The organism is Salinicoccus sp. CNSTN-B1 (genome assembly GCF_054792835.1).
The window spans coordinates 1,336,533-1,352,057 of the sequence record NZ_JBTWMN010000004.1; the positions used below are offsets into that span (position 1 = coordinate 1,336,533).

Here is a 15,525-nt window from a genome sequence, read left to right on the forward strand (position 1 = left end):
TGCTACTCCTTATCACTTTGGACTTTGATGATGCCTGTAACAAGTTCAGCGACCTTGACGAGTTCTTCGACCGGGATGCGCTCCTCGGTAGTGTGGATGTTTTCATATCCGACTCCGAGTATTACTGTATCTATTCCGTGTCCGGCGAAGATGTTGCCATCACTGCCACCCCCGAGGCTGATTAAATCAGGCGTCCTGCCAATGTTTTCGATGGCTTTGACAGCTGTGGTCACTACTTCAGACTCTTTCCCGGCATCCAATGCAGCATACATGACCTCGGACTTGATTTCTGCATGCCCGCCCATCTCTGAGGCAGTTGTTTCAAATACATCCTTCATATGCGCCACTTGTTTTTCCATCTTATCGGCATCCAGGCTGCGCGCCTCTGCCAGAAGGTATACGTGATCTGTGACCACATTGGTTGCGCCACCGCCTTCAAATCGGCCGATATTCGCTGTGGTTTCGGAATCGATGCGGCCGAGCTTCATCTGGCTGATTGCCTTGGCGGCAATGTTTATCGCGCTGACGCCTTCTTCAGGTGCCACACCTGCATGTGCTTTCTTACCATGGATGTTCACTTCAATCTTACTTTGGGTCGGTGCCGTAGTCACTACAGTGCCGACTTTGCCCGTGGAGTCTATGGCGTATCCGAAACGACTTTTCAAACGCGAGGCGTCAAATGCCTTGGCGCCGACCAAGCCAGATTCTTCTCCAACTGTAATTACGAATTCAATATCACCATGTGGGATTTCAGATTCCTTGATTGTACGGATGGATTCTATGATGGCTGCAATGCCGGCCTTGTCATCTGCACCAAGTATAGTAGTCCCATCGCTTACGATATAACCATCTTCGATGGCTGGTTTAATATTTTTTCCGGGTGCCACCGTATCCATATGAACCGTGAAATAAAGTGGCTCTGCTTCAGTGTTGCCGGCCATCCTCACAAGGATGTTTCCTGCCCCATATCCCGTGTCCTTTTGGGTATCGTCTTCTTCTGCTTCAACGCCCATTTCCCTGAAGGTCTTCAGCAGATAATCTGCAATTTCCCTCTCTTCTCCAGTTTCGGAATCGATTTGGACCATTTCCATGAATTGCGAAGTCAATCTTTCTTGATTCATTGTGTGTGCCTCCTGTTACTGAGTTGATTGTGGATGTTCAGTGTATTATAATGTAATGAGTAAAAAATTGAGGATGATTCCATGCAAAATAAGAAAATGCAGAGAGTAGTAATCTGGTTTATGATCTTTCTGATAGTGATTTCTGGTGTCCTTTTCGGCATCAGCATGCTCACTGCGATTTAATCAAATTAAAGAGGTCCCTCGGGACCTCTTTTTATTATATCAGATATCTTTGCCGTGCTCCTCAAACCAAGCCTGCAGGTCCATGATTACACTCATGGTTTCATGGCCTTCAATGTTATGGCGTTCTATCATATCTACAATCTTTCCGTCTTTAAAGAGTGCGAAAGATGGTGAAGAAGGCAGGAAATCTGGTGCTTTTTCCCTGACATGCTCAGTGGCTTCCTTATCCTGTCCGGCAAAGACCGTAAGCAGCTGGTCAGGAAGCTTATCATAGTTGAGTGCATGCTTTGCTGCTGGACGTGCAATTCCGCCGGCACAACCACAGACTGAATTGACCATCACCAGAGCCGTCCCTTCCTTCAGAAGGTGCTCATCCACTTCTTCAGGCGTCGTCATTTCAGTATAGCCCGCTTCCCTCATTTCGCTTCTTGCAGTAGTGACAATATCATTCATGTACATGTTGAAATCCATATTCATTGCAAAAATCCCTTCTTCCAGTCCTTATAATCCAAAGCATACGCAAAGGATTTGATGACTCAATTCTATATTCAATCACTCTTTTTGTAAAGCTTAATAGATTGAAGTATGTTCAATGGAATAGGCTTCAATACGCTGTTTGACTGCTTTCAGGAATTGTCCCGCCACAAGGCCATCCAATATGCGGTGATCGATGGATAGGCAGAGGTTGACCATGTCCCTTACTGCAATCATATCGTCTATGATCACAGGTTTCTTGACGATTGATTCCACTTGCAGTATGGCTGCTTGGGGATGGTTGATGATCCCCATTGATTGGACCGATCCGAATGCGCCAGTGTTGTTGACAGTAAAGGTGCCGTTCTTCATATGGTCTTGGGTCAGTGCATGCCTACGGCCAGAGAGGCGAGCTCGCTCACCTGCTTTGCTATCCCTTTGATTGACAGATCGTCAGCATTCTTGATTACTGGAACATACAACTTATCATCTCCTGCGACAGCAATGGAGATATTGATATCCTTATTGACGACGATCTTATCACCTTGCCATGAACTGTTGAGCATTGGATACTCTTTCAAGGTTTCAGCTACAGCTTTAACAAAAAAGCTGAAGAACGTCAGATTATACCCTTCACTTTCTTTAAAGGCATTCTTATGCTTGTTTCTGACATTGACTAAATTGGTCGCATCGACTTCCATCATCAGCCAGGCATGTGGAATCTCCTGACTGGATTGGACCATCTTATTGGCGATTGCTTTGCGTACTCCCGTTACCGGAATCTCTTCACCCGGGGTCGTAGAAGTTTCTGCAGGCGCCACAGGTTCAGTGCGACCTGGAGAGTCAGCCTCTTTATGTTTTTCTTGTTTAGGCTCCATTGGAGCAGTGCTGCCGGATTCTATCGCAGCCATAATATCTTTCTTTGTAATCCGACCTTCAAATCCAGTGCCTTCAACCGTTTTAAGGTCGATATCATTCTCTTCGGCTAAGCGCATGACTACAGGAGATATGCGCATCTTCTGCCCTTTAGTTTTTGTGGTTTTTTCTTCTTCAGGATTCTCATCCACCGTCTCTACACTTGACTCCTCAGACTCTGAAACGGGTTCTGCATTTGAATCCCCTTCCGTCTCCATCATGCAGATGGGCGTGCCCACCTCGACAGTATCCCCCTCGTCAACCAGCAATTCTTTGATTGTACCGTCAAATACAGAGGGGACCTCAGCGGTGACTTTGTCGGTTATGACTTCACACAAAGGCTCGTATTCTTCTATTTTATCGCCTGGCTTCACCAACCACTTTTCTATCGTTCCTTCAGTGACACTCTCACCAAGCTTTGGCATAAGCACCTTTTCCATTACTCTTTTCCTCCTTAGTGTTCGGCAAGTTCCATCATTTTTGCTTCTATCTTGTCCGGGTTGATCATGAAGAAATCTTCCATCGGCGGAGAATATGGCATTGCCGGGACATCTGGTCCTGCCAGACGCATTATCGGAGCATCGAGATCATACAGACAGTTCTCTCCTACAATGGCTGATACCTCGCTCATCACGCTGCCTTCGAGGTTATCCTCGGTCACCAGAAGTACTTTACCTGTTTTGGATGCCGCTTCTATAATGCTTTCCTTATCCAGCGGATAGATGGTGCGCAAGTCCAGGATCTCTGTTTCATAGCCCTTCTTGGAAAGTCTCTCGGCAGCCTGCATGGCATAATTGACGCACAGGCCGTAAGTTATGACCGTAATGTCGTCGCCTTCACGCTTGACGTCAGCTTTGCCGATCGGCACAGTATATTCGCCTTCAGGAACATCTTCTTTAAGGAGACGGTATGCCTTCTTATGCTCGAAGAAGAGCACCGGGTCATTATCGCGGATTGCGGAGATGAGCAGTCCTTTAGCGTCGGAAGGAGTGGATGGGACGACCACCTTCAACCCCGGTGTCGAGGTGAAGATCGTTTCTATCGACTGCGAATGGTAAAGGGCACCATGAATCCCGCCGCCGAAAGGAGAACGTATCACCATCGGGCAATTCCAGTCGTTGTTGGAACGGTATCTGATTTTCGCCGCTTCGTTTAAAATCTGGTTTGTCGCAGGCAGAATGTATTCTGCAAATTGTATTTCAGCAACTGGTCTTTTACCCATCATTGCTGCGCCAATGCTTGTGCCGACAATGTTGGATTCTGCAAGAGGTGTGTCGAGACAGCGCATCTCCCCATACTTTTCCTGGAGGCCTTCTGTAACTTTGAAGACACCGCCCTTTTTGCCGACATCCTCCCCCAGTACAAATACACTATCGTCTTTTCCCATCTCATAATCCAGTGCCTGATGTATTGCTTGCAGATAGGATGTCTTAGCCATTGTTTACCTCCTCATATACATGCGTCAGCGCTTCCCTGGCATCCGGATAAGGTGCGTTTTCTGCAGCCTTGGTCGCATCAGTGACGATTTTTTTCGCTTCGGCCTCAAGAGTCTCGAACCACTCATCATCCGCAACTTCATGCTCTTTGATGTAGGCTTTAAATCGCATGAGGCAATCCTCTTCTTTCAGCTCACCTTTTTCCCTGTAGCTGTCGTCGTCATCAGAGGAATGGGCGGTCAGCCGCGTGGACATTGCCTCTATAAGAGTGCCGCCTTCGCCATTCATTGCGCGCTCCCTAGCCTCTTTGACTGCCTTATAGACAGCAATCGGATCATTCCCGTCTATATGCTCTCCATGCATTCCATATCCAATTGCACGATCGGACAACTTGTCTGCACCATATTGAAGTTCCACCGGTACACTTATGGCGTATTTGTTATTTTCTATGATGCATATAAATGGCAGTTTATGTACGCCTACAAAGTTTAACCCTTCGTGGAAGTCGCCCTGGTTCGATGACCCTTCGCCGAGTGTCGTCAGAGCAACGCGCTTTTCATCGTCCATCTTGAACTTGAAGCTGGCACCGACTGCGTGAAGGACCTGGGTCGCAACACAGGAGCCCTGGGTCATGATGTTATTACTTTTCTTACTGAAGTGTGAAGGCATCTGTTTGCCGCCACTTGAAACATCACCTTTTTTTGCAAAAGCAAAAAGCATGGTCTCTTCAGCCGTCATGCCGAAATGCGTCACCAGGGCGAGGTCCCTGTAATAGGGGCTGATTACATCAACTGTCGTATCGAGCGCATACCCTGCCCCTACTTGAGTCGCTTCCTGACCTTGGCATGAAATGACGAAAGGCAGTTTCCCCGCACGGTTCAAAAGCCACATCCTTTCATCCAGCCTTCTTGCAAGGTGCATGGTCCTATACATTTCCTTTAAATCATCGGGGCGAGCCCCGCTTCTCTATAATCCAACACGATAAATCTCCTCCTTATACATGGATGGCCTGTCCTTCGGCACTGAGCCCCAATTCCATCAGCACTTCCCCGATGGAAGGGTGTGCATGGATGGCTGAACCGAGCTCCAGCGCAGAAGCGTCAAGGAATTTGGCGAGTGCCGCTTCGTTTATGAGTTCGGTCGCTTCCGGCCGATTAACGAGATGCCCAGAATATCCTTTGACTTCTGGATCCGTGAGAATCTTGCCGAATCCTTTTGAGCCATTATTGATGACTGCCTTGCCGATGGCGGCAAACGGAACTTTATGAACATTGTAGGAGATACCTTCTGATTTTAATGTAGCTTCAGTCATACCGATAGAGGCGACTTCAGGCGAGGTGTATATACACCTTGGTACAGCGTTGTAATCCACTGGATAAGGCTTATTATCTGCCATATGCAGAACGGCATTGATCGCCTCTTTGGTTGCTACGTGCGCCAGTTGAAGGTTGCCGATGGCATCACCGACTGCATAAATGTGTTTATCCTCAGTCTGGTAGTTCTCGTTAACATTCAAGTAGCCGCCATCAAGCTTGATTTTGGTATTGTTTAACCCGATATCAGCAGAATTAGGTGCCCTGCCGATTGCCACAAGCACTTTATCAAAGATGCTTGGTTCGTCGTCACCGATGGCAAGGCTGACGGACTTCTCCCCTACTTCTATGTCTGATTCATCCAGCGCATGGCCAGTCTTGAATATGATGCCTCTGGCCTCTAGGGATTGTCTCAGCTGTTTGGCGATATCTGCGTCTTCTAGGGGAATGATCTGACCCCCCGCTTCAATTACCGTTACGGCAGTACCAAGGTCATTCATCAAACTTGCAAATTCAAGCCCGATGACACCACCTCCGATGATTGCCATTTTATCAGGGATACTCTCCAGGGTCATCATATCATCACTCGAAAGCACGACTTCGCCATCAAAGGGAAGAATCGGCAGTGGGCGTGGATATGAACCTGTCGCGATCAATACATGTTGATTTATGAGTATATCGCTTTCTCGTTCTTCATCTTCTGGGTACTCTACTGCAATTGTCCCCGCCATTGGTGAGAAGATGGAAGGTCCCAATATGCGTCCATAACCGTTATAGACATCGATGGCATGCTTTTTCATGAGATGTTTTACGCCATTGTACATCTGATCGACGACGGCAGTCTTGCGTTCCTGTACTTTAGCCATATTGACTACAGGTGTTACCGGTTCTATACCGAAGGTGCCTGCATTTTTCATGGCGTTTGCGATGCCCGCTGACTGCAGGAGGCTTTTAGTAGGTATGCAGCCTCTATGGAGGCATGTGCCACCCAATTTCTCCTTTTCGACAAGTGCAGTCTTCAAACCCAGTTGGCTGGCTTTGATCGCTGCTACATAGCCTGCAGTACCGCCACCAAGTATGACCAGGTCATATTCATGAGCCATTCGTTTTCCTCCTATTCATATACCTTCATTTCCTCTTCTCCGCTCAACACGCGATAGCCACCTTCTGCAAGCGCCTGCATTTCTTCCTCGCCGGGATAAGTAGTATCCAGCGCGATGAATGCAATATATGGCCTTATGAGATCAATGAGATAAGTGCTGTACGCCAAACCGCCGGTAAATATAATCTGTTCGACATCACCCTTCAGTATAGCCGCCCGTGAGCCGATTTCTTTAGCGATTTGAACGGCTAACGCCTGGTATATGGCGATTGCCTTTTCATCACCGGCTATTGCCCTGTTCTCAAGTTCCAGAGCATCCTGCGTTCCGGCCAATGAGACGAAACCGCCCGATTTGGTCAATGTTTCCACGACTGCATCATAGTCCATGGCGTTATCCTCCATGAATTGGCCAGACTGCCATTCGGCAGAGTGCCAGTTCGTGTCGGACTCATCGGACCTTCCCCTGCCAGTCCGTCATTCACATCAATTACCCGCCCGTGGGCGTGGGCGCCTACTGTAATACCGCCGCCCATATGACATACGATGACGTTGATATCCTCGTAATCCCGGTCTATGGAATGCGCGTACTTGCGCGCTACAGCCTTTTGGTTCAGAGCATGGAAAATCGACTTGCGTCTGATTTCCTCAAGGCCGGTCATGCGTACTTCCTCAACCAGCTCATCCACTACCACAGGGTCCGTAATCACGGCTTTACAGCCGTACTTCTCCCTAAACCGATCGGCAATCAGTGCACTCAGGTTAGAAGCGTGCCTGCCATACCTGTTTTCGCGCAAATCGTCGACCATTTTCTGTGAAATGTTATAGGTCCCGCCTGAAATCGGTTTGAGAAGTCCGCCTCTGGCGCTGACGATATCAATTTCTTCTGGTGGCACACGTTGTGCTTTAAGGAAGGTGCGGACCGCTTCAAGCCGGAATTCGGTCTGATCGGCTAAAGGTTTGACGGTTTCTTCAGTCGGGTGCTTCAATGTATCGGAAGCAAGTGGCCTGTCGTCTTCATAGATGGCCACTTTGGTCGATGTGCTTCCGAGATTAAGCACTAGGATTTTATATGTCAAATGGGTTACCTCCTGCTGAGAGGTGTCATTTCATTTAGGGAGAAAGTACTTTTGACATGCATCATGCTCTTGATCCTTTCTTCTGCCAAACGATCCGCTGCAACTGCCGGCGTCACATTGTCACGCTTTGCAATGGAGAAGATTTTATCCATCTGGTCGTATATGCCCCTCACTTTACTTTCGGCACGTTCTGCATTATAGCCCTGAAGCTCATCCGCTACTGTGATCACGCCGCCGCAGTTTGTTACATAGTCAGGCGCATATATGATGCCCCTTTCTTCCAGCATACGGCCGTGTTTATCATCATCAAGAAGCTGGTTATTGGCACTGCCGCAAACAGCTGCCACTTTCAATTCAGGAATCGTATCGTCGTTCAGTATGCCGCCGAGCGCACAAGGTGCGAAGATGTCTGCATCGACAGAGTAGATGTCATCTATTCCTACTGCTTGCGCACCGAAATCAGTGACGGCACGATTTACGGCATCTTCATTGATATCTGTGACGATCAGTTTGGCACCTTCCTCATGAAGGTGTTTGCAGAGGCCATAGGAAACGTTGCCCACACCTTGTACAGCTACAGTTTTTCCACTCAGGGAGTCGTCGCCAAAAGCTTCTTTCGCTGTACGTTTCATTGCCATATAGACGCCGAGAGCCGTCATCGGGCTTGGGTTGCCACTTGAGCCGTATGATTCACTCACTCCGCAGACATAAGGCGTCTCCTGATAGATGAGGTCCATATCGCTTACAGTTGTGCCAACGTCTTCTGCTGTGATGTATCTGCCTCCAAGGCTCTGTATGTAACGGCCCAATGCTCTGAAGAAGGCTTCTGACTTGTCTTTGGAAGCATCTCCTATGATAGCTGTCTTACCGCCCCCGAGATCAAGGCCGGCTGCTGCATTTTTATACGTCATGCCTTTAGCCAAACGGAGTACATCTTCTATTGCTTCTTCTTCGGTCTCGTAGTTCCACATACGGCACCCACCGAGTGCTGGACCAAGTGTTGTGTCGTGGATGCAGATGATTGCCTTCAAACCGCTTGTTTCATCGTGACAGAAAACCAGTTGCTCATAATCGTACTGTTCCATTTTTTCGAATATCATTTTTACCACTCCATTTAATTATTTTGATAGTGCCATTGCCAGATTGATGGAATTGAATCTATCTTCAGAGCTATCGGCACGTGATGTAAGGACGATCGGCACCCGGGCCCCGGTCAACACGGAAGCGACCCTAGCACCAGCTGAATACACCAGTGACTTGTAGAGGATGTTCCCAGCTTCTATATTGGGGGCAATCAGAATGTCGGCATCGCCCGCCACCTCGGATTGCACCTCTTTTGAGATGCAGCTTTTTTAGAAATTGCCAGATCATATTGAAGTGGCCCTTCCATTATAATATCATATTTGAAGTCCTGAGTTCCCATTTCGACCAACGCGTGTGCATCTACGGTCGATGGCATCTTATCTGTCACTTTCTCGACAGCCGACAACAGCGCGACTTTAGGTTTGCTGATGCCAAGCATTTGGGCTGCTTCAGCTGTATTGTTGATAATCTGTTTCTTTTGTTCTAGATCTGGCGCAATATTCATTGCCGCATCACTGAGCAATAAAGCTTTATGGTAATTCGGTGGATCGAACAGGGCGACATGGCTCAGCATGGTCGATTCGACCACCCCATGCTCTTTTTTCAATACTTCCCTAAGAAGTGTTGCGGTCGGCACCATACCTTTTACCAATATATCGGCCTTACCTTGGGCGATGAGCCGTAAGGCACTATGGGCCGCTTCTTCATCATCCGTGATATGATGGATGAAAAGGTTGCTCTCAAGCAGTTCCGTCTGCCCCATAGAATCCAGTAGGTGTTCTAATTTCGGACGGTCGTCAATGAGATGACATCTGACATCATGGCTTTCAATAAGTTTGATGACTGGCTCCAGCACTGTGATGTCCCCAGCCCTGCATATTGAAAGCGTTATCATTTTACTTGATTCTTTTTTGAATATTTCATCGAACTCCACCATATTCCCTCCCCTCAGCCATTATTATACAGATACGAAAATCAAATTACACGGCATTACTTAAAATTGAAATATTCTAAAGATTTAAAAATATTGATCATTTTTATATGTGGTTGACTTGAGTTATAATGGACTTAATAAATTTTAGACAGGTGGTTTAATGAAAAAAATCATTGCGCTCCTTATCCTTGTCATGCCAGTAATCATGGCAGGACTTGGCATCAAATATATGAGGGATAGTGTATTCGGCATCGTCAATGATCCATTTACCCTTACAGTAGTCCAGTTCATCGTTGGGTTGGTAATTGCGATATTTGGCATATGGTTCATTGGAGGATATATCCTGCACCGTGAACAGCGGCAGAACCGCGCCAAGGAAAAGTATATGAAAATGGTGGACAAGCCCCCGCGTGGGAGGAAAGGAAACGAAAAAAATGAAGAGACGCTTTAAAGCGTCTCTTCATTTTTTGCTTTTATTAAGGTTTTGGCGTTTTCTAGAGCGGCGGCTGATATATCTGAACCACTGAGCATCCTCGCGATTTCATATGCATGCTCATCCTGGTTGAGATATTTAGCATGGCTGGATGTACGGTGATCAGATGTTTCTTTAGTTATATAGAGATGGTGGTCTGCCATTGCAGCTGCCTGCGGTAGATGTGATATGGAGATGACCTGCCTCGTCTTGGAGAGACGCGCCATCTTCTGGGCCATGCGGGTTGCCACTTGTCCGCTTACTCCTGTATCGATTTCATCAAGTATGAGAAGGGTCTGTGCATCGAATTCAGTAAAGATGGTCCTAAGCGCGAGCATCACCCTGGCTATCTCTCCACCTGAAGCGATGCGGTTCATTGATTTTAAAGGTTCGCCGGCATTTGTTGAAATCAAGAACTCTACTGCGGTATAGCCTCTTTCATCAAAATTCGCTTCCGATATGCCGATTTCAAAGTCGGCCGCTGGCATATCAAGGTCATGCAGTTCTTTTTTTATGCGCGTTTCCAAAAAATGCTTCTGCTCGGCTCTGTAATCATGGAGATCTTTAGCATGATGCTCCATTTCCTTCAATGCCTTCTCCCTATCCTCCTGTAGTGCTTCAAAGGATTGGGCAATGTTCTCAAGCTCTGCAATATCGCGCTCCAGCTTACTCTGGTAGTCCATCAGTTCATCGACTGTCATATTGTACTTGCGTTTTAGGGAATTGATGCTTGATAGCCTGGATTGCTTGAGATTGAGGGTTTCTTCATCATAGTCCAAGGTTGACAGGTCGCTTGAGACTTTGCTGTCCAGTTCATTCAACAGGTGATATGACTCAACCAATATATCATTGAATTCTTTATAGCTCTCATCAAAATTGGATAACGTCTCGATATGATTGGTGATGTCATACAGTATGGTCTGTGGTGCATATTCTGTGCTTAATTGATTGCTGATTAGTGATAGGCTGCCGTTTATCTTCTCATAGTTGTCAAGATAACCGATATCCTCTATCAGCTTGTCCTCTTCACCCTCTTCAAGTCCCATTTCTTCCAGTTCATCAAATTGGTGCCGATACATCTGCAACTGTTGTACCCGGTTCTTATCCTTATACTCCAGTTCTTTTATTTTCGCTTCCAAAGCTTTGTATTTTTGATGATTCTGCCTGTATTCTCTAAAGGAAGGTCTGTTTTCCAAGTCGATGTATCGATCCAGATAAAGGATGTGCTGGCCGTACTCCAAAGCTTCAGATTGGGAAGATTGCGAATGGATGCTGATGACTTCAGACATTATTTCTTTCAGTGCGCCTAAAGTGACCATGCGTGAATTTATTTTTATGATACTTTTTCTATTCTGCATGATTTCTCTGCGGATGATGTAGAGCTCATCTTCAGGAATGTCATTTTCTTTGAGGAGATGCTGTACAGCCTCGGTTGAAGGGAGATCAAAGACACCCTCTATGACTGCCCCCTTCGTTTCATAACGGATATCTTCCACGGACGCACGCTTACCGTAGAGATATCTGATGGCCTCTATAATCATTGACTTTCCAGACCTGGACTCGCCTGAAATGATGGTGAGGCCACTATCGAAGTCCAGCTCAATATCTTCCAGTACTGCAAGGTTTTTAATTTTAAGTCTTATAAGCAAAATAAACACTCCAGTTTAGATCAGATTGAAGATTCTATTCCTGATTTCTTCCTGTGCAGTTTCATCTCTGCATATAAGCAGGCATGTGTCATCCCCGCAGATGGTTCCAACGACTTCTTCCCAGTCTAGCTGATCGATTATCGCACCAATTGACTGGGCATTGCCGGGCAATGTCTTCAGTACAAGCATATTGCCGGTATAATCGAGTTTAACGAAACTATCCATTAGATATCTGCCGAGCTTTTCGAGTGGATGGAATTTGCGGTCCTTAGGCATACTGTAGACATAGGCACCGTCTGGGCCGGTACTTTGATCAGCTGTAATTCCTTTATGTCCCTCGAGACAGTGGCCTGGGTGACATTAAAATCATACTCGTTCAGCTTTTCGACAAGCTCTTCTTGGGTCTCTACTTTATTGTTGGTGATAATCTCCCGTATCTTGATTTGTCTGATGGACTTATTGGACATCAGTAAGCCTCCTTATACCATTCATGTATATTTATACACATAATATCATAAAATGAATGATTATAATATAAAAAAAGGACATCAGCCCAGATGGTGCGCTGGATGTCCTTTTCCTCGACTAAATTTTCAATACTGCCCTGGCTGTGCTTAAGATGAAGCAGATATTCAATATTGCCTTTCGTTCCTGTAATCGGTGAACGTTCCAATCCTGTTATTGAAAGGGAGAGGGAAAGACACTCCGCCATTACACGGTTGACCACATTTTCATGGGTCACCTTGGAAGTAATGATGCCATCGGCTTCTCTCTCTTCCAGATAGGATTCAAACTGCGGTTTGATGAGGGCGATGATTTCGTATTCATGGTCGAACAGATGTGTGATATGCCTGATTATCGGTACTACAGAAGTGAAGGAGACATCTATTGAGATGACATCCGGTAAACTTGAAAAGTCGCCTGCGGATGTATCTTTGAAATTGGTCTGTTCCATCACGGTAGTCCGGTCATCGACGCGCAATCTATAATCAAGCTGATTGGTGCCTACATCGACTGCATATACATGCTTTATGCCTTTTTGCAGGGCGCAATCAGTAAACCCACCTGTTGAACTGCCCACATCTATCATTATTTTATCATTTAAGCTAATGTCAAAATATTGTACTGCATGGTTGAGCTTTATTCCTCCTCGGGAAACATAGGGTTTTATGTTCCTGAAGCGAATATCAGCTTTACTTGGGTCAATCATTTCTGAAGGTTTATATATGGGGGCATTGTTGTTTAAAACCTTCCCAGCCATTATGATCCGTCTGACTTCTTCAAGGGTGCCTAAATTGAAGTGCTGGTGCACATGCTGATCAATTCTTGATTTGCTTGTCATTTGCCTGCTCCATCAGCAGCTTCGACTGAAGGACTATATTTTCGGCTGTAATGCCGATGTCTTCAAGAAGCTTCCCTACATCCCCATGTTCGATATATTCATTATCGATACCAATTCTATGGAGGGCGTTATTGTAATCATTATCCGCAAGATAGCTTGCGATCATGCTGCCCAGTCCACCAGTCAACATTGATTCTTCGACTGTAAGAATAGGTTTACCATTGCCGCCCAGTGTGTTTAGCATCTGATGATCCATTGGCTTAAGGAATCGGGCATTGACTACACCGGCTTTTATCCCGGCATCTTTCAACGTATCCGAAGCTTCTAGTGCAAGGTCAAGCGTAGGTCCGAATGAGATGATGGTCATATCGTCACCTTCAGCCATCAATTCCCATTTTCCGTACTCGAGGATTTCGGATGTCCCTTCCTGCTTCAGGCCTTTTACATTGCCCCTTGGATACCTCAGCGCAATAGGTCCCTCATGACTGAATGCCAAATCGATCATCTGTGATGCTTCAATCTCATCCTTTGGCATCATCAAGGTCATATTCGGCAACGGGGTAATGAAGCTGATGTCGAAGACGCCCTGATGGGTCTCGCCGTCGGCACCTACGAGGCCGCTTCGGTCAATGCCTATGAAGACGTTCAGGTTTTGCCTATCTACATCGTGCAGCAATTGATCGAAGCCGCGTTGAAGGAATGTTGAATATATGGCCAGATATGGTCGCATGCCACTTGCAGCAAGGCCAGCTGACATTGTAACAGCATGCTGCTCTGCAATGCCGACGTCAAAGAAACGCTCCGGCAGTTCATTCTGAATTTCGTCAACTTGCTGCCGACAGGCATGGCAGGTGTCAAAGCAACAATCCTGTCATCGTTTTTGGCATGTTCAAGAACAGTGTTCGACATGAATTCACTCCATGATGGAGTCGATTTACTGCCAAGGACTTCCCCTGTGTCGATCTTGTAAGGTCCCAATCCATGCCATTTGCCCATCTTGTCATCTTCTGCTGGGTGATATCCTTTGCCCTTTTTGGTGATGACGTGGATTACGGCGGGTCCGTTGTAATCTTTGGATATCTGGATTGCATTCGACAACTCTTCGAAGTCGTGGCCATCGACAGGGCCGAGATATTTGATGCCGAGCTCTTCAAAGAAGATGCCGTTCACTATAAGATATTTCATGCTGTCTTTGATCCTATCAGCCATATCCCTTAACTTGACGCCTACTTGTGGAAGGCGGTTCAAGAAATCTTCAATGTCATGCTTGACCCGGTTATATTGGGTATTGGTGCGCATTCTGCCAAGCATATTATGGACTGCTCCTACATTCGGTGCAATGCTCATCTCATTGTCGTTTAATATTATGGTCATATTGGTACGGTCGGAACCAATGTGGTTCAACGCCTCCAAAGCCATGCCGCCCGTCAATGCACCGTCTCCAATGATGGGGACGACGTGGTTACTCTCACCTTTTATATCGCGCGCTTTGGCGATGCCCATTGCAGCAGAGAGACTCGTTGAGGAGTGCCCCGCTTCCCAGACATCATGTTCAGATTCACGTAATTTTGGAAATCCGCATAAGCCTTTATATTGCCTCAAGGAATCAAAATCGTTTATGCGTCCAGTCAATATCTTATGGATATAGGCTTGATGGCCCACATCGAAGATCAGGCGGTCCTCCGGAGAATTGAAGTGCTTATGAAGTGCAAGGGTCAATTCCACGACCCCCAAATTCGCTCCGATGTGGCCGCCCGTCCTAGAACATGACTCGATAAGAAAATCTCTGATGTCTTGTGCCAGTATTTTAAGTTCCTCTTCATCCATCTCTTTCAGGAATGAGGGTTCTTTTATACTATATAGATTCATATAGCAACCACCTTTAAATTTACTAATGCCAATTATACCACTTTTATGTAGAGGTCAAAATAAAAATGATAATTCATCCTGATGAATTATCATTTATCTCTTACTGCAAAGCGTTGCAATACCCTATCGAGATGGGAAATATCTATTTCGTCAGCAAGTGAGTATAGTATTGTTTCCGCTTCTCCAGTTAATTTCTCCAATTCTTTCTTAGCACCTTCCAGGCCATACGTTCTCACATAGGTCATCTTATTTTTCCGTGCGTCACTACCTGTTTCTTTGCCGGTAGTTTCAAGGTTGCCCTCCACATCCAAAATGTCGTCCCGTATTTGGAAGAGGATGCCCAGTTTATCGCCGAATTCAAGAAGCGGTTTCATAACAGAATCACTGGCCTCAGCAATTATGCATGCAATTTTTATGGGAAGGACGATCAGCTGTCCCGTTTTGTAATGATGGATATCCTCAAGCTCGTTAAAGGTGATATTTTTGCCTTCCGCTTCTATATCAAGCATCTGTCCACCTATCATGCCATTCTGTCCTGCTTTCTCCGACAATTGAG

At 46.3% G+C, this 15,525-nt stretch carries 12 protein-coding genes and 5 pseudogenes; 2 read left to right on the forward strand and 15 right to left on the reverse strand.

Features of this window, described 5'->3' with window-relative positions; all coding sequences use genetic code 11:
* Nucleotides 1-2: 2 nt before the first annotated feature.
* A complete protein-coding gene (locus tag ACYF68_RS07935; protein WP_461046235.1) occupies nucleotides 3-1,121 on the reverse strand; it encodes a M20/M25/M40 family metallo-hydrolase in 1,119 nt (372 codons plus the stop codon).
* A gap of 81 nt (nucleotides 1,122-1,202) precedes the next feature.
* On the opposite strand from ACYF68_RS07935, the gene prli42 reads away from it, so the two are divergent.
* Nucleotides 1,203-1,304 carry a stressosome-associated protein Prli42 gene (prli42, locus tag ACYF68_RS07940; RefSeq protein WP_344702891.1) on the forward strand — a complete coding sequence of 34 codons (102 nt, stop codon included), beginning with the start codon at nucleotides 1,203-1,205 and terminating at the stop codon, nucleotides 1,302-1,304.
* Between the two features lie 39 nt (nucleotides 1,305-1,343).
* On the opposite strand, the gene ACYF68_RS07945 is transcribed toward prli42, so the two are convergent.
* The 9 genes and pseudogenes from ACYF68_RS07945 to ACYF68_RS07985 form a co-directional block, all read right to left on the reverse strand.
* Nucleotides 1,344-1,781, reverse strand: a complete 438-nt coding sequence (locus ACYF68_RS07945; protein ID WP_344702889.1) for a BrxA/BrxB family bacilliredoxin — start codon at nucleotides 1,779-1,781, stop codon at nucleotides 1,344-1,346.
* Nucleotides 1,782-1,874: 93 nt separating this feature from the next.
* Nucleotides 1,875-3,133, reverse strand: a pseudogene (locus ACYF68_RS07950) (dihydrolipoamide acetyltransferase family protein).
* Nucleotides 3,134-3,147: 14 nt separating this feature from the next.
* Nucleotides 3,148-4,131: an alpha-ketoacid dehydrogenase subunit beta gene (locus tag ACYF68_RS07955; protein ID WP_380569537.1), complete on the reverse strand. Its 984-nt coding sequence runs from the start codon at nucleotides 4,129-4,131 to the stop codon at nucleotides 3,148-3,150.
* A pseudogene (locus tag ACYF68_RS07960) lies at nucleotides 4,124-5,109 on the reverse strand (thiamine pyrophosphate-dependent dehydrogenase E1 component subunit alpha). The gene ACYF68_RS07955 and the pseudogene ACYF68_RS07960 overlap by 8 nt, the downstream one beginning before the upstream one ends.
* A gap of 14 nt (nucleotides 5,110-5,123) precedes the next feature.
* Nucleotides 5,124-6,545: a dihydrolipoyl dehydrogenase gene (gene lpdA / locus ACYF68_RS07965; protein WP_461046237.1), complete on the reverse strand. Its 1,422-nt coding sequence runs from the start codon at nucleotides 6,543-6,545 to the stop codon at nucleotides 5,124-5,126.
* An 11-nt stretch (nucleotides 6,546-6,556) separates the two neighbouring features.
* The gene (locus ACYF68_RS07970; protein WP_461046239.1) at nucleotides 6,557-6,931 is read right to left on the reverse strand and encodes a hypothetical protein; all 375 of its coding nucleotides are present in this window, start codon (nucleotides 6,929-6,931) and stop codon (nucleotides 6,557-6,559) included.
* Nucleotides 6,901-7,620: a butyrate kinase gene (locus ACYF68_RS07975; protein ID WP_461046240.1), complete on the reverse strand. Its 720-nt coding sequence runs from the start codon at nucleotides 7,618-7,620 to the stop codon at nucleotides 6,901-6,903. Before ACYF68_RS07975 ends, ACYF68_RS07970 begins: the two co-directional genes overlap by 31 nt.
* 5 nt (nucleotides 7,621-7,625) lie before the next feature.
* Entirely contained in the window at nucleotides 7,626-8,720 is a 1,095-nt protein-coding gene (locus ACYF68_RS07980; RefSeq protein ID WP_461046242.1) for a Leu/Phe/Val dehydrogenase, read from the reverse strand.
* An 18-nt stretch (nucleotides 8,721-8,738) separates the two neighbouring features.
* Nucleotides 8,739-9,640, reverse strand: a pseudogene (locus ACYF68_RS07985) (phosphate acyltransferase).
* A 157-nt stretch (nucleotides 9,641-9,797) separates the two neighbouring features.
* On the opposite strand from ACYF68_RS07985, the gene ACYF68_RS07990 reads away from it, so the two are divergent.
* The gene (locus ACYF68_RS07990) at nucleotides 9,798-10,088 is read left to right on the forward strand and encodes a DUF2627 domain-containing protein (protein ID WP_461046244.1); all 291 of its coding nucleotides are present in this window, start codon (nucleotides 9,798-9,800) and stop codon (nucleotides 10,086-10,088) included.
* Here ACYF68_RS07990 and recN read toward each other — a convergent pair.
* The 5 genes and pseudogenes from recN to ACYF68_RS08015 form a co-directional block, all read right to left on the reverse strand.
* On the reverse strand, nucleotides 10,085-11,767 hold the full coding sequence (recN, locus tag ACYF68_RS07995; RefSeq protein WP_461046246.1) for a DNA repair protein RecN: 1,683 nt from the start codon (nucleotides 11,765-11,767) through the stop codon (nucleotides 10,085-10,087). The genes ACYF68_RS07990 and recN overlap by 4 nt on opposite strands.
* 6 nt (nucleotides 11,768-11,773) lie before the next feature.
* Nucleotides 11,774-12,225, reverse strand: a pseudogene (gene ahrC / locus ACYF68_RS08000) (transcriptional regulator AhrC/ArgR).
* Nucleotides 12,225-13,100: a TlyA family RNA methyltransferase gene (locus ACYF68_RS08005; protein ID WP_461046248.1), complete on the reverse strand. Its 876-nt coding sequence runs from the start codon at nucleotides 13,098-13,100 to the stop codon at nucleotides 12,225-12,227. The pseudogene ahrC and the gene ACYF68_RS08005 overlap by 1 nt, the downstream one beginning before the upstream one ends.
* Nucleotides 13,078-14,969 (reverse strand): annotated as a pseudogene (gene dxs, locus ACYF68_RS08010) (1-deoxy-D-xylulose-5-phosphate synthase). The gene ACYF68_RS08005 and the pseudogene dxs overlap by 23 nt, the downstream one beginning before the upstream one ends.
* A gap of 89 nt (nucleotides 14,970-15,058) precedes the next feature.
* Nucleotides 15,059-15,520: a polyprenyl synthetase family protein gene (locus ACYF68_RS08015; protein WP_461046250.1), complete on the reverse strand. Its 462-nt coding sequence runs from the start codon at nucleotides 15,518-15,520 to the stop codon at nucleotides 15,059-15,061.
* Between the last annotated feature and the right edge of the window lie 5 nt (nucleotides 15,521-15,525).